The organism is Roseovarius litorisediminis, assembly GCF_900172295.1.
GTDB classification, from domain to species: domain Bacteria; phylum Pseudomonadota; class Alphaproteobacteria; order Rhodobacterales; family Rhodobacteraceae; genus Roseovarius; species Roseovarius litorisediminis.
Genome location: NZ_FWFL01000007.1, coordinates 76,449 through 89,152, shown reverse-complemented (window position 1 = coordinate 89,152; position 12,704 = coordinate 76,449). Strand labels below are relative to the sequence as shown.

General features: G+C 56.3%; 16 protein-coding genes. 12 read left to right on the top strand and 4 right to left on the bottom strand.

Annotation, left to right across the window (positions count from 1 at the left end; genetic code table 11):
- Nucleotides 1-9 precede the first annotated feature (9 nt).
- Both PEL8287_RS13925 and PEL8287_RS13920 read right to left on the bottom strand, forming a co-directional pair.
- Nucleotides 10-1,368, bottom strand: a complete 1,359-nt coding sequence (locus PEL8287_RS13925; RefSeq protein WP_085893038.1) for a surface lipoprotein assembly modifier — start codon at nt 1,366-1,368, stop codon at nt 10-12.
- A gap of 13 nt (nt 1,369-1,381) precedes the next feature.
- Nucleotides 1,382-2,302 (bottom strand): thymidylate synthase, encoded by a 921-nt coding sequence (locus PEL8287_RS13920; protein ID WP_139837805.1) that lies wholly within the window; start codon nt 2,300-2,302, stop codon nt 1,382-1,384.
- A gap of 204 nt (nt 2,303-2,506) precedes the next feature.
- Between PEL8287_RS13920 and PEL8287_RS20475 the strand changes: the two genes are divergently transcribed.
- The 5 genes from PEL8287_RS20475 to PEL8287_RS13900 all read left to right on the top strand — a co-directional run bounded on the left by PEL8287_RS20475 (nt 2,507) and on the right by PEL8287_RS13900 (nt 5,388).
- The gene (locus PEL8287_RS20475; protein ID WP_268877833.1) at nt 2,507-2,635 is read left to right on the top strand and encodes a hypothetical protein; all 129 of its coding nucleotides are present in this window, start codon (nt 2,507-2,509) and stop codon (nt 2,633-2,635) included.
- A complete protein-coding gene (locus PEL8287_RS13915; RefSeq protein ID WP_085893036.1) occupies nt 2,620-3,435 on the top strand; it encodes a thymidylate synthase in 816 nt (271 codons plus the stop codon). Before PEL8287_RS20475 ends, PEL8287_RS13915 begins: the two co-directional genes overlap by 16 nt.
- Nucleotides 3,436-3,438: 3 nt before the next feature.
- On the top strand, nt 3,439-3,924 hold the full coding sequence (locus tag PEL8287_RS13910) for a dihydrofolate reductase (RefSeq protein WP_085893035.1): 486 nt from the start codon (nt 3,439-3,441) through the stop codon (nt 3,922-3,924).
- Between the two features lie 60 nt (nt 3,925-3,984).
- On the top strand, nt 3,985-4,806 hold the full coding sequence (locus tag PEL8287_RS13905; protein WP_139837804.1) for a hypothetical protein: 822 nt from the start codon (nt 3,985-3,987) through the stop codon (nt 4,804-4,806).
- A 183-nt stretch (nt 4,807-4,989) separates the two neighbouring features.
- Nucleotides 4,990-5,388 carry a DUF2177 family protein gene (locus PEL8287_RS13900; protein WP_085893169.1) on the top strand — a complete coding sequence of 133 codons (399 nt, stop codon included), beginning with the start codon at nt 4,990-4,992 and terminating at the stop codon, nt 5,386-5,388.
- A 365-nt stretch (nt 5,389-5,753) separates the two neighbouring features.
- Here PEL8287_RS13900 and PEL8287_RS13895 read toward each other — a convergent pair whose 3' ends face one another.
- Nucleotides 5,754-5,960 (bottom strand): cold-shock protein, encoded by a 207-nt coding sequence (locus tag PEL8287_RS13895; protein WP_085893033.1) that lies wholly within the window; start codon nt 5,958-5,960, stop codon nt 5,754-5,756.
- A 209-nt stretch (nt 5,961-6,169) separates the two neighbouring features.
- On the opposite strand from PEL8287_RS13895, the gene PEL8287_RS13890 reads away from it, so the two are divergent.
- Complete coding sequence (locus PEL8287_RS13890; RefSeq protein ID WP_085893032.1) at nt 6,170-6,493, top strand: ArsC/Spx/MgsR family protein; 324 nt, start codon at nt 6,170-6,172, stop codon at nt 6,491-6,493.
- Nucleotides 6,494-6,527: 34 nt separating this feature from the next.
- Nucleotides 6,528-6,896 (top strand): hypothetical protein, encoded by a 369-nt coding sequence (locus PEL8287_RS13885; RefSeq protein WP_085893031.1) that lies wholly within the window; start codon nt 6,528-6,530, stop codon nt 6,894-6,896.
- A 38-nt stretch (nt 6,897-6,934) separates the two neighbouring features.
- Here PEL8287_RS13885 and thrS read toward each other — a convergent pair whose 3' ends face one another.
- A complete protein-coding gene (thrS, locus tag PEL8287_RS13880) occupies nt 6,935-8,881 on the bottom strand; it encodes a threonine--tRNA ligase (RefSeq protein ID WP_085893030.1) in 1,947 nt (648 codons plus the stop codon).
- A gap of 346 nt (nt 8,882-9,227) precedes the next feature.
- On the opposite strand from thrS, the gene PEL8287_RS13875 reads away from it, so the two are divergent.
- The 5 genes from PEL8287_RS13875 (at nt 9,228) to PEL8287_RS13855 (ending at nt 12,634) form a co-directional block, all read left to right on the top strand.
- The gene (locus tag PEL8287_RS13875) at nt 9,228-9,473 is read left to right on the top strand and encodes a hypothetical protein (protein ID WP_085893168.1); all 246 of its coding nucleotides are present in this window, start codon (nt 9,228-9,230) and stop codon (nt 9,471-9,473) included.
- 23 nt (nt 9,474-9,496) lie between these two features.
- Nucleotides 9,497-10,732, top strand: a complete 1,236-nt coding sequence (locus tag PEL8287_RS13870) for an MFS transporter (protein ID WP_085893029.1) — start codon at nt 9,497-9,499, stop codon at nt 10,730-10,732.
- A gap of 74 nt (nt 10,733-10,806) precedes the next feature.
- Nucleotides 10,807-11,571, top strand: a complete 765-nt coding sequence (locus PEL8287_RS13865; RefSeq protein ID WP_085893028.1) for an alpha/beta fold hydrolase — start codon at nt 10,807-10,809, stop codon at nt 11,569-11,571.
- On the top strand, nt 11,571-11,996 hold the full coding sequence (locus PEL8287_RS13860; protein WP_085893027.1) for a VOC family protein: 426 nt from the start codon (nt 11,571-11,573) through the stop codon (nt 11,994-11,996). Before PEL8287_RS13865 ends, PEL8287_RS13860 begins: the two co-directional genes overlap by 1 nt.
- Nucleotides 11,996-12,634 (top strand): hypothetical protein, encoded by a 639-nt coding sequence (locus PEL8287_RS13855; protein WP_235862306.1) that lies wholly within the window; start codon nt 11,996-11,998, stop codon nt 12,632-12,634. Before PEL8287_RS13860 ends, PEL8287_RS13855 begins: the two co-directional genes overlap by 1 nt.
- Nucleotides 12,635-12,704 lie beyond the last annotated feature (70 nt).

Genomic DNA, 12,704 nt, shown 5'->3' with positions numbered 1-12,704 from the left:
GTGTCGAGCCTAGAACTCGGACCGAATACCTAACGTGACCGAGGTTTCGTCAACATCAAAACGGCTGACATTCGATCGGCTCTGCTCGGACGTGAGCGAAACGGTCGGGACAAACCCCAAATAGCTCCAGTCCTTGAAAGTGGCCGAGATGCTTCCAAACACGGATTCGTCGCGCCGCCCGCCGGGGACCGTGAAAATCAGAAGGCGGTAGTCATCATATTCCAGCGTGCTGTAGCCCAGTGAAAATGACATTTGCGCCGGGCCAAGTTGTTTGCCCGGGCTATAGCTGGCAATGCTGCTCCATTGTTGAGAGGTCCGGTTGAAACCATCACTGTCGCTGTCGCGATATTGCAGGCGAAACGCCAGATTGCTTTTGTTCTTAAGACGAAGACTTACCTCTCCGAAGGCTTCGATCTGGATGGTGTCGGCATCGCTGTTTGTCTCGTCCTGCTGCTGCTCAATTTCGCCACCAAAGGTCAGATACAGCCCCTCGCGCAACCTATTCTGCCGTTTGGCACCAAGGGTGACAAAATCATACAGCGGATCGCCGCCGTACCAGGTGCGTCCGCCTGTCACGTCAAACTGCCAGACAACATCCTGATTTGTGCCAAGCATAATTTCTCTGACGCCAATCTCGGCGATGGTTGAAGACAGGTCCTTGCCGCTCAGCCCGGGTGCCGGGTCTGACAGGCTGACATGTCGGGTGTATAGCCCCCCGGTCAGGCGCGTTTCATGTTTTTCGCCCTGAAAGATCCGATAGGAGCCTTCCACTTCAGCGGTCGTAACCAACCCTGATAATGCCAGTGCTGCCGGGCTTAGGGTGCCGACAAAGGGCACGCCGTCGATAACATTAAGCGGGCTGTTTGATCCATTGTTCACATTGTCTGACGGGGTAATTGAAAACTGAAAATTGAAATGCAGCGGGTTCTTGTAACGTACATTGCGGTAGGCGCTGATTGTTTTGTCGCGGGACGTTTCGTCGGGGGCATATTGCACCGCGCGCCTTAGCCACAACTGCGATCCGGTCAGCCGCTCATCCGCAAAGGAAAGCTGTGCCGCCAGGTTGGCAGCCTGATAACGCTGTTCATCAGTGTTCGAATGGCGGTAGGCCTCTGCCGCTGATTGCTGCGCCGCGCCAAAGGCTTCAACTTGGGCCAAGGCCAGTGCCTGATAATAATGCGCACGTGGGTTTCGGGGATCGGCTTGCAGCAGTCCTTTGCTCAGGTCGTAGGCCAGTCTGGGCTGCCCGTCTTCCAGGGCCTGGCCAGCCAGTGAATCTACCTGTGGCAGGGTCAATACAGCTGGCTCGGCCCATATTGTGATGGGCAGGCTGAAGGTTGCGATGAATATCGCAAGGCGGCGCCACATTGCGCGGCCCTCCTTAACGGTCCAGAACGAAAATGCCTGTTTCCAGTTCGTTTTCCATTCCCAGCGGGTCGTTTGGCCCATCAAACTCGTTGAGTTTGACAATCCCGGCGGCTTCGGTTGCCCCCGTGCCGCCAAGAATACCGCCGAACTCACCGATGCTGTTGCCGATCACACGGTCGGTAGGGAAATCGCGCTGGTCGTATTCAACCGAGCCACCTGTGAAGGTCCCGTTGTCGGCAAGCGATGTGCTGATCAACACGATCGAGGGCAGGGCGGTGCCGGCTTCTCTAAGTTGACGGTTAATGATGTTCCCCTCGACCAACTTGTCGGCAAAGTTGGCGCGCAGGGAAATGTCGCCGGTTGTGGCTGCGGCCTGTGTCGGTATCAATTCTGGCGCCGTTCCAGGGGGAGGTGCAATCAGATCACCCCCGCTGTTATCCAGATTGGTCAGGCCGACATATTTACCTGTATAGACAACTTCGCCACTTGCAGGTGAATAGGACCCGGTACGCTCAAAAAAGGCTCCGGTGAAAAATCGGTTGCGCGGCCCGCCCGTGGCGCCAACGGTCGCCGAGACGGCGCCAGAGGTAGCACTTTGGCCTGCAAAAGCTGTCGCGTGACGTGCGGCGCCATCCTGCTGCGCAGTGTAGGCCTGATAGCCGGGTACATCCATCGCGGCGCGCCGTCTGTAAACAACGGCATCTGTCGGCCCGTCGAAAGACAGCCCCGTTACCGTCAGTGTCTGGGAAACGGGATCAAAGGTAACGCCGGACACATCCTGCGCCAATGACGCCGGTACCGCCGTTCCGGTTGTCCCCGTGCCTGTTCCGGTTCCCGTACCCGTTCCTGTAGTGTCTTGTTCAAACGGATTCGATCCGCTGCCGCAGGACGCAAGCCATAAAGGCACCAACATAGTTGCCACTATACGTTTCATGATGAGACTGCCCTCAATAGATGTTTTTTGATCTTTTCAGTGAAATTCATGGGTTTAAACTTGAAAGTCAATCTTTCTTACGGCCTGACTTCGAAAAACTGACCCGCTGTTGCACCTGCACATACACCTGATATTGGCGTTTGATGGTGGCGATCCACCAGATATAGTGGCTGCCGACTCGCCCTTGTGATGAAAGGAGTCTCCATGCCTCTGCCCAGCCATGCCCGCACCGCTGATCGCGGGGCTTTGCACGGGGTGCTGCCCCGCGTTCAACCGATCCCGACGTGCCTCACCGCCCCTGAACCGGAGGACATTCCTTGCGCCAATATCTGACTGCCCTTCGCACCGTGCTGGATCACGGTGTCGCCTCGACAGACCGCACCGGCACCGGCACAATTTCACATTTCGGCATGCAGGCCCGCTATCCGCTGGCCGATGGCTTTCCGCTGGTCACCACAAAAAAGCTGCACCTGCGCTCGATTATTCATGAACTGCTGTGGTTCCTCTCGGGTGACACCAACATCGCCTATCTCAAGGAAAACGGCGTGTCGATCTGGGATGAATGGGCCGATGAAAACGGCGATCTTGGCCCGGTCTATGGCCATCAGTGGCGCCACTTTCCCAAACTGGGCGGCACCCCCGGTGCCCCGGTGATCGGTGAGGTCGACCAGATCAGCACCCTTGTCGACACCATCCGCAACGCGCCAGACAGCCGCCGCATGATCGTCTCGGCCTGGAACCCCGGCGAGGTCGATCAGATGGCGCTGCCGCCCTGTCATACCCTGTGGCAGGTGCGCATCGCGGGCGGCAAACTGCACCTGCAGCTTTATCAGCGCTCGGCCGATATGTTCCTCGGCGTGCCCTTCAATATCGCCTCTTACGCGCTGCTGCAGGTGATGCTGTCCCACGTCACCGGGTACGAGCCCGGCGATTTCATCCATACTCTGGGCGATGCGCATATCTATTCCAACCACATCGATCAGGTGAACCTGCAGCTTTCGCGTGAACCCCGGCCGCTGCCCACCCTGCGCCTGACGCGCGATGTCACTTCCATCTTCGATTTCCGGTACGAGGATTTCGAGTTTCTCAATTACGATCCCCTTCCGGGGATCAAAGCTCCCGTGGCGGTATAGATCATGCTTACACTTGTAGTCGCCCGCGCCCGCAACGGCGCCATTGGCAAAGACAACGACATTCCGTGGCATTCCCCGGAAGACCTGAAAATGTTTCAGCGCGAAACCACCAGCGGGGCTATCATCATGGGGCGGCTGACATGGGACAGCCTGCCGGTGCGCCCGCTGAAAAACCGCATGAACATCGTGGTCTCGCGCAATCCTGATCTGGCCGAGCATGTCTGCACCTCCGTCGCGCAGGCCGTGCAGATGGGCTATGACGCCGGATACCAGCGGCTTTACGGCATCGGAGGTCAGTCGATCTATCGCGACATGCTGCCCATCGCCGACCGCCTGCTGATCACCGAGGTCGACCTTGAGGTCGAGGCCGCCGACGCCTTCTTTCCCGAGTTTGACGAGGGGGAGTGGGTTGAGATTTCCCGTCGTGAACTGTCTGCGGGGCCGCCGAGGTGTGTGCTAAGGGAGTTGGTGAGGGGGGAGATAACTTAGCGGCTTGTCGGTTCTTGGATAAGAAAAAAGGTGAATAGCGGGAGATTCAAGGAGTGATTGGTGGTCAGCTTTAGGGAGCATAAATTCATCGCAGAATCAGATCCATTTGAACTTGGAATTGATCGATGCTGGCATAACGGTCTGTGGCTGGACTCGGAGGCAGTGCGAAGTATCGCAGGGAATATGTGCACGAACGCTGCTGCTTGGCATCGAGAGGTGACTGAAAATGAACTCCAACTCTTAGGAAGTTCGTGCGCTCTACACTATCGAGGGAGGTATTTTGTTATCGGGACACGCCATCAGTTTAAAAACACAGGTATTTCGGAAGGGGAATTTAAAAAAGTTGGGCAACTGATCCTATCAGAAGACGCAATCATTACTAATTCAGGTTATTTCATATATGGAGGCGAAGAAGCAGTTCGCGAAGATGATAGATACGATATCGTGGCGTTTTTCTTTGATGAGCAAGCTGAAATTCATCGTGAATTTAGGGGGAGATGCTTTGAATTTTCAAATGTTTGGAACATCAAACCCCAAGAAATTTTTAAGTGTTATGCTGTTGGATGTGCTTACTCCGACCAAATTTTGAAGCCGTATGACACAAGAGAACTCCATTTAGTTAGGAGAAACATTGAGTGTGAGTACGTTGGCGGCACCTCGATGTCTGGAGTGCATCGGATACGGAACTTAAATGATGAGGACTTTCTACCTGATGGAATGTCAGGTGGTTCTGTAATCTTTATTAGAAAATCTGTTTTTGGAAATAGGCTGGAATTTGGAGGTATGATTCAACGAGGCGGACAAGATTTCTTCTATTTTATTGATGCAAAAAAGATCGCTCAATTCTTGGATACCTCCATTGACTTGGAGGAACACCCGTAAGCATGTGCAAGCGAAAATTTTTTTCCTAACAGCTAAACCAAAACCGCCCGTGCCCTGCACGGGCCGCGCCCGACTGCCCCCATGGGCGGGCGCGGCCCTCATGTTGTGCATAATCTCAAAAAACTAATCCAGTTCGGCCCCGGCGGCGTATACATCTCAAATCCCCGCCAAAAGGCCCCTGTGATGCAAACCCTTGTCCTCTACCTTGTCACCGCCCTCGTGTTCCTTGGCCTTGATGCCGTGATGCTGAAGGCTGTGATGCGCCCGCTGTTTGACACCCACATCGGCAGCTTGTTCGCGGCCGAGTTGCGGCTTGCCCCGGCGGCGCTGTTCTACCTGTTCTATGTTGCGGGCATCCTGTGGTTTGTCTCGCTCCCGGCCCTGCGCGCGGGCACCCCTCTCACGGCGCTTTTGGCCGGCGCCTTTCTGGGCGCGCTGGCCTATGGCACCTACGAGTTCACCAACTACGCCACCCTGCGCGACTGGCACTGGCACATGGTTGCCGTCGACGTGACATGGGGCGCCGTTCTGACCGCGGTTTCCGCCTGGTCGGGGGTCATGGCCGCGCGGATGGTGGGGTGACAGGAGGTCGGCGCGGCAGAGCCTGCAATAGCTCTTTACCGGTTTTGCACCCACCAGCGGTTGAAATTCACCCCAAATAAATTGACAGATGTGTGTGTTTCTCTACCCTTTAATCAAGCACTCACGGATCAATTCTGGATCGCAAGGGAGTTAATTCGAAGAAAAGGTAGCGCGCTTTTGCGCCGCAGCACGGAAGCCCTGCAAGTTAATCAAATTGCAGGTCAAACCCCTTTTTGGCGACACTTCTTCTGGTCGGAAACAGCCGTTTCCAGACCTGGGCCAAAAGCCAAAAACCATCCCACCCGCGGGGCAATTGATGCCCCGTAGGTGTCAGCAGATGTCGCCCTGATGGTCTGTTAACTGCTTTAAAGCAGCTTCAGATCCGACGCCATCTCCCGTCCGTCGCGGCCTTCCTGAAGTTCAAACGCGACCTTCTGATCATCCGCCAGCCCGGTCAATCCCGAGCGTTCGACAGCCGAGATGTGAACAAACACATCCTTGCCGCCGCCTTCGGGCTCGATGAACCCGTAACCCTTTGTTGTATTGAACCACTTCACGGTGCCATTAGGCATTCCGCTTCTCCTTCTTCACTTCTCTTCCCCGGAAAATGCCGGGCCATGTCACACCAACCCCAGACGCCCCGACGTCAACAAATGAAGGCGGAGGCCAAAGGGCTAATGTCACAAATATAATGATTGCACGGCGCATGTAAAAATCAAGCGAAACCCCGTGACCTTTTCAGTTCTGCCGGTTAATCAATCGGGAAATGGAAGGGGAAAATATGATCCTTTATGGGCTAAAAAATTGTGATACCTGTCGTAAGGCATTGAAATCATTGCATGAAGTAACCCTTTGCGATGTCCGCGCCGATGGCGTTCCCAAGGACGTGCTGAAATCCGCTTATGAGCAATTTGGCGCCGCTTTGCTGAATATTCGGTCAACCACATGGCGCGGTCTGAGCGAAGCCGAGCGCGCCCGCGACCCGATGGATCTGCTCGTGCAGCACCCTGCGTTAATGAAACGCCCGTTAATTGAGCAAAACGGCCAGCTCTATCTGGGATGGGGAAAAGACGTGCAGGATTCCCTGTGCGGATCGTGTCGCTGAATGCCTATCTACCGAGTTGAAAAAGGAGATAAACATGCGCAACGCGGCTCTTGTACTTGGTGTGATTGGTGGCCTTCTGGCGTTACTGGTCGGGTTTTTCAGCTACGGTTATACCGAAGCGATTGACCGCTTTGGCGAAATCGAAGGGCTGGCCCAACAGGTTGACAATGTGGGCCTCATCCGAACCGCCAGTTTCCTGTCGCCGCTTCTTGCCATCGCCGGCGGAGCGATGGCGCGGGTGCGGGCGCTTTGGGGGGGCATCTTGCTGCTGATCTCGGCGGGCATGATGTATTATGCCTTTGAATTCAACGTCTTTACCATGTTTCCGCTTGGCTTTATCAGCCTTGCCGGCGTGCTGGCGATTGCCGCAGGTAAACCGGACGAGCCCAAGGCACATTTCTGAATTGACGACGGCCGGGGCGATGGACCCCGGCCTTCTGATTATTTAAGATCCTGCGGTGTTGCCTCTGATGCCAGCTCGGTGGCCACTTCTGCAAACGGTCGTACGCTGGTGTGTTTCTCACCCAGACGGCGGACCGAAACAGATCCTTCTTCGATCTCTTTCATGCCGCAGGCCAGGATCACCGGCACTTTGCCCACCGAGTGTTCACGGACTTTGTAGTTGATCTTTTCGTTGCGAATATCGGCCTCGGCCCGAACACCAGAAGCCTGTAGTTTGGAAACGATATCAAGAACATAGTCGTTAGCGTCTGTCACGATCGAGGCCACGACAACCTGCCGCGGCGCCAGCCAGAACGGCAGTTTGCCCGCGTGTTCTTCGATCAGAATGCCGATGAACCGTTCGAAACTGCCAAGCGTGGCACGGTGCAGCATGACGGGGCGGTGCTTGGCGCCATCCTCGCCGATGTAATTTGCGTCCAGCCGTTCGGGTAAAACGAAATCCACCTGATGGGTGCCACATTGCCAGTCACGCCCGATGGCGTCGGTCAGCACAAATTCCAGTTTGGGGCCGTAAAACGCGCCTTCGCCAGGGTTCAGTTCAGGTTCGATTCCAGCGGCGCGGGTGGCCGACAAAAGCGCGGCTTCGGCTTTGTCCCATACCTCGTCCGATCCGGCGCGCGTGTCGGGGCGGTCGGAAAATTTCACGCTAAAGCGTTCAAATCCGAGATCTTTATAAACCTTGGATAAGAAAGAGATAAACTCAGCGGTTTCCGATTCAATCTGATCTTCGCGGCAAAAGATATGCCCGTCATCCTGTGTAAACCCACGCACCCGCATGATGCCATGCAGCGCGCCCGAGGGTTCATATCGGTTACAGCTGCCAAATTCAGCCATGCGCAGGGGCAGGTCGCGATAAGATTTAAGGCCCTGGTTGAAGATCTGTACGTGACAGGGGCAGTTCATCGGCTTGAGCGCGTTCACCGATTTTTCACGCGCATGGTCCTCGTCAACTTCGACAATGAACATATGTTCCTGATACTTTTCCCAGTGCCCCGAAGCCTCCCACAGCTTGCGGTCCACGACCTGCGGGGTGTTCACCTCAACATAGCCGCCGTGCACCTGTTGACGGCGCATGTAATCCTGTAGCGTGACGTAGATGCTCCAGCCGTTTGGATGCCAGAAGATCTGACCGGGGGCCTCTTCCTGCATATGAAACAGGTCCATCTCGCGGCCCAGTTTACGGTGGTCACGCTTTTCGGCTTCTTCCAGGAAGTTCAGGTATTCCTTAAGTTTTTCCTTGCCGGTGAAGGCCACGCCATAGATGCGCTGCAGCATGGCACGGTCGCTGTCGCCCCGCCAATAAGCGCCGGCCACTGACATCAGCTTGAAGGCATCTGCGGGCAATTGCCCTGTGTGTTGCAGGTGCGGCCCACGGCACAGATCCTGCCAGTGTCCGTGCCAGTACATGCGCAATGGCTCGTTGCCCGGAATGGCCTCGATCAGCTCAACCTTGTAGGGCTCGTTGTTGGCCTCATAGAACTTGACGGCGCGGTCACGCTCCCAGATTTCGGTGGTGACAGGTTCACGCTTGTTGATGATCGCGCGCATTTGTTTTTCAATTGCGCCAAGGTCTTCGGGGGTAAAGGGCTCGGCGCGGTCAAAGTCGTAATACCAGCCGTTGGCGATCACCGGTCCGATGGTCACTTTGACATCTGGCCACAATTCCTGCACCGCCCGGGCCATGACATGGGCCAGGTCGTGACGGATCAGCTCGTTCGCCTGATCTTCGTCTTTCATGGTGTTGATGCTGATGGCGGAATCCTGGTCAATCGGCCACTGAAGGTCCCAGTGTTGGCCGTCTACCGTGGCTGAGATCGCCTTTTTCGCCAGCGAAGTAGAGATGTCAGCGGCCACCTCGGCAGGCGTTACACCGGTCGCAAAATCGCGAACATTGCCATCGGGAAAAGTAAGGGAAATCTGGGCCATCGGGCACAAGCTCCTCGTCAGTTTGGCGCCCACGGAACGCCCGGTTGCGGGTATATGATTGGTTCGCGGTCTGTGTGGCGCGCAGAGCAGGGCAAGTCAAGTCCGGTGAAAGGGGGTGGATTGCCCGGAACACTATGTCGTGCAGCAGGGCAACTGCCTGAATTGCAACAGAACTTAGGATTGGGTGTGCAACGGCATTCTGTAACGGTGCGCAATTGCATGCGGTTTTTCAACGTAACATATTGACGCAGTTAATAAAATTCAGATGGACCTGTCGCAAATGGGGCCTATCTTGACGCTTATCCTCTACGAAACCGCAACAGGTCGCTGGACCAGGGAGTGCCGCATGACGACGTACAACTCGAACTTTGAACTGACGATGGAAGATGTGGAACTGATCGAAAATGCTTTGCGCCAGTCGAAACGCGAATTGTCGGCGCAAACGTTGGACAGCTGTGCGCAACCCGATAAGGTTTCTGACCGCATGGATGACGCAGAGGATACTCTGCGCCAGATCCACGATCTGCTGGGGCGGCTGCACAATCAAAAAATCTTTTTCCGTCCACGCTCGGGGTCGTATATCGGCGGCTAAGGGAACGTTGATCAGAGGCAGGTTTGCATCACATTATCGCGCGGCTAACAGGGCAAGAGGTTGAAACGACCGAGGCGCGCAATGGGCTGCGTCACGTCCTGTCTCTGTCGATGACAAAGCTGGCCGATGGGTTGATTGACCCCAAGCTGGTGCTCAGTTGGCTGTTAGGAATCCTGGGCGCGCCGGCCGCTATTATCGGTATGCTGGTGCCCATCCGCGAGGCGGGCGCGCTGTTGCCGCAGATGTTGTTGGGTCGCCGGGTGCAACAAATCCGCTACCGTCGCTGGGTTTGGGTTTTCGGCAGCGTGGGGCAGGGCATTTCCGCAGGGCTGATCGCCGTGGCGGCGCTGACGCTTGATGGCGCGGCGGCGGGGGGTGTGATTTGCCTGTTGCTGGCCGCACTGGCGGTCTCGCGAGCGGCCTGTTCGGTGTCCTACAAGGACATTCTGGGCAAAACCATTAGCCAAAAGCGACGCGGTGCAGTAACGGGGCTGGCCGGGTCGGTCTCGGCCCTGCTGGTTCTGGGTTTTGCAGCGCTTTTGCTAACGGGCGTACTGAAAAGCAAGGCAGCGGTTATCGGTGCCATCGTTTCGGCCGGAGGCCTCTGGCTGCTTGCGGCGCTCCTGTTTTCCCGGATCGAGGAAAAGCGCAGCACACCCGAGGCCCCTGAAAGTGCCCAGGGGTATCTGGATATCCTGCGCGACGATCTCAACCTGCGCCGCTTTATTCTTGTGCGTGGGCTGCTGGTTTCCACCGCGCTTGCGCCGCCCTACATGGTGCTTTTGTCGGTCTCGGACGAGTCTGCAACAGGGCAGTTGGGCGCAATGGTGCTGGCGTCGGCGTCAGCTGCGTTTCTCAGTTCATATGTCTGGGGTCGTTTGTCGGATCGAAACAGCCCGCTGGTCTTGTTGTTCTCAGGGGGGCTGGGCGCAATGGCGATGGGCGCGGCCATTCTGGCAACTCTGGCGGGGATTGCCGAAAAACCGTGGATCATCCCTGTGGTTCTTTGCGTGCTGATGATCGCCCATCACGGCGTGCGGCAATCGCGATCGACCTATTTGGTTGATATTTCAGACGAGAACCGTCGCTCTGCCAATACCGCGCTTGCGAACACGGCGATTGGTTTGATCTTGCTGGTTGCAGGTGCTTTAGGTGGCGCGTTGGCATGGGCCGGGCCCTTGTATGCACTGACAGGCTTTGCTGTCATGGCGCTGGCGGGCGGATTTCTGGCCCTGACATTGCGCGCGGTTGATGACTGAAACACGAAATCCGAATTGCCCGGTGCAGCCATGCGGTGCACACTATGCCCATGAACATTTGCAAGGAGAACGTCATGATTGCGCCCCGATACCTCAAGACCTCAGCGGGTCGCAAACTGGCTTATCATAAAACGGATGGTTCCGCCCCCGGTGTGGTTTTTCTGGGCGGGTTCAAATCTGACATGGATGGCACCAAGGCGGTGCATCTGCAAGAGTGGGCGCGCCGCACCGGCAGGGCGTTCTTGCGGTTCGACTATTCCGGGCATGGCCAGTCTTCGGAAAAATTTACAGACGGCTGTATCGGCGATTGGGCTGCAGACGCGGCGGCTGTATTAGAGGCGCTGACAGACGGGCCACAGATACTCGTAGGCTCCTCCATGGGCGGCTGGATTTCACTTTTGACCGCGCGCGCGATGCCCGGACGGGTGGCCGGGTTGGTGACTATCGCCGCTGCCCCGGACTTCACCGAAGATTCCATGTGGGCCGGATTTGATGCGGACCAAAAGGCCGAGTTGATGGAAAAAGGGCAGGTGGCTTTACCAAGTGAATATGGTGAGCCCTATATCATTACCCGCAAACTGATCGAAGATGGTCGAAATCAGCTGGTTTTGCGTGATCCGCTAGAATTGCCGTTTCCTGTTCGATTTCTGCAAGGAACTTCTGATGAAGATGTGGATAAGTCTGTTGCTTTGCGGCTTTTGGACCATGCGCAAGGGCCGGATATGAGGTTGACACTGGTGGATGGGGCCGATCACCGCTTTTCAGATCCTGATTGTCTGGGGCTGATCGAGGCTTCGGTCGAAGAGGTGATCGCGCGGGCTGCCGGGGGGACAGACTGATGGAACAACGCGTATCGCTTATCACATTGGCAGTGCATGACATTGAACGGGCCGCGGCATTTTACGAGGCGCTTGGCTGGCAGCGCGCGGATAGCCCGGATGGCGTGATCGCCTTTGATCTTATCGGTCAGACGCTTGGGCTTTATCCGTTGACCGCCCTTGCGGATGAGTTGGGGGTTGACCCTGAAACGCTGGGGACGGGGGCGACCACGCTGGCCCATAACCTGCGAACGCGCGACGAAGTGGACACATTGATGAGGGCCGCACAGACCGCCGGGGCCAAAATCCTGAAGCCCCCGCAAGAGGTGTTCTGGGGCGGCTATCATGGCTATTTCTCGGACCCCGGCGGTCACATCTGGGAAATTGCCCATAATCCCTTTTCGCCGCTATCTCCCGAGGGTGCGTTTCGCTGGAATGGCTATTGATGCGCCGCCCGCGCAGCATGTGGAGCCTTGAGGCACTGGGCCGTGTCCGTCTCAGCCGTCATTTCTTTATGCGTGATTTTCTCTATTCGGAAATCGGCAGTTTTCACCGCATTCCCAACCTGCCGGAAGACCCTGATCTGGCGATCGCCAACGGTCGTTTGCTTTGCACGCATTTGCTGGACCCACTGGAAGAAACCTTTGGTCGTATCGCTATTAGATCAGGATATCGCAGCCCCGAGCTCAACCGGTATGGCAATGAAAACAAAATGAATTGTGCGCGCAACGATGCCAACTACGGGCATCATATCTGGGACCGTACCGGCAATGACCAGGTCGGGGCAGGGACATCGCTGGCGATTCCGTGGTTTGCAGATCAGTTTGATCAGGGTCGCGACTGGCGCGATCTGGCCTGGTGGATCCATGACCATCTGCCTTATTCAGACATGTGGTTTTTTCCCAAGCTGTGCGCGATGAATCTCAGCTGGCGGGCCAAGCCCCGGCGCACGATTTCCAGTTACATCGCACCGCGCGGTATGTTGTTGCAGGCGGGCGCGCAGCCTGCTGAATCGCTGCCGCAAAGGCAGGCCCGCTATGCAGATTTTCCGCCATTTAGGGGAATAGCTTATCCTTCTGCTTGACCTGACGCCTGCCTGTGGCAAGCTGGGGTTGAGGCAATTCAGGCATTAAGACCCGAGTATAAGGATACCC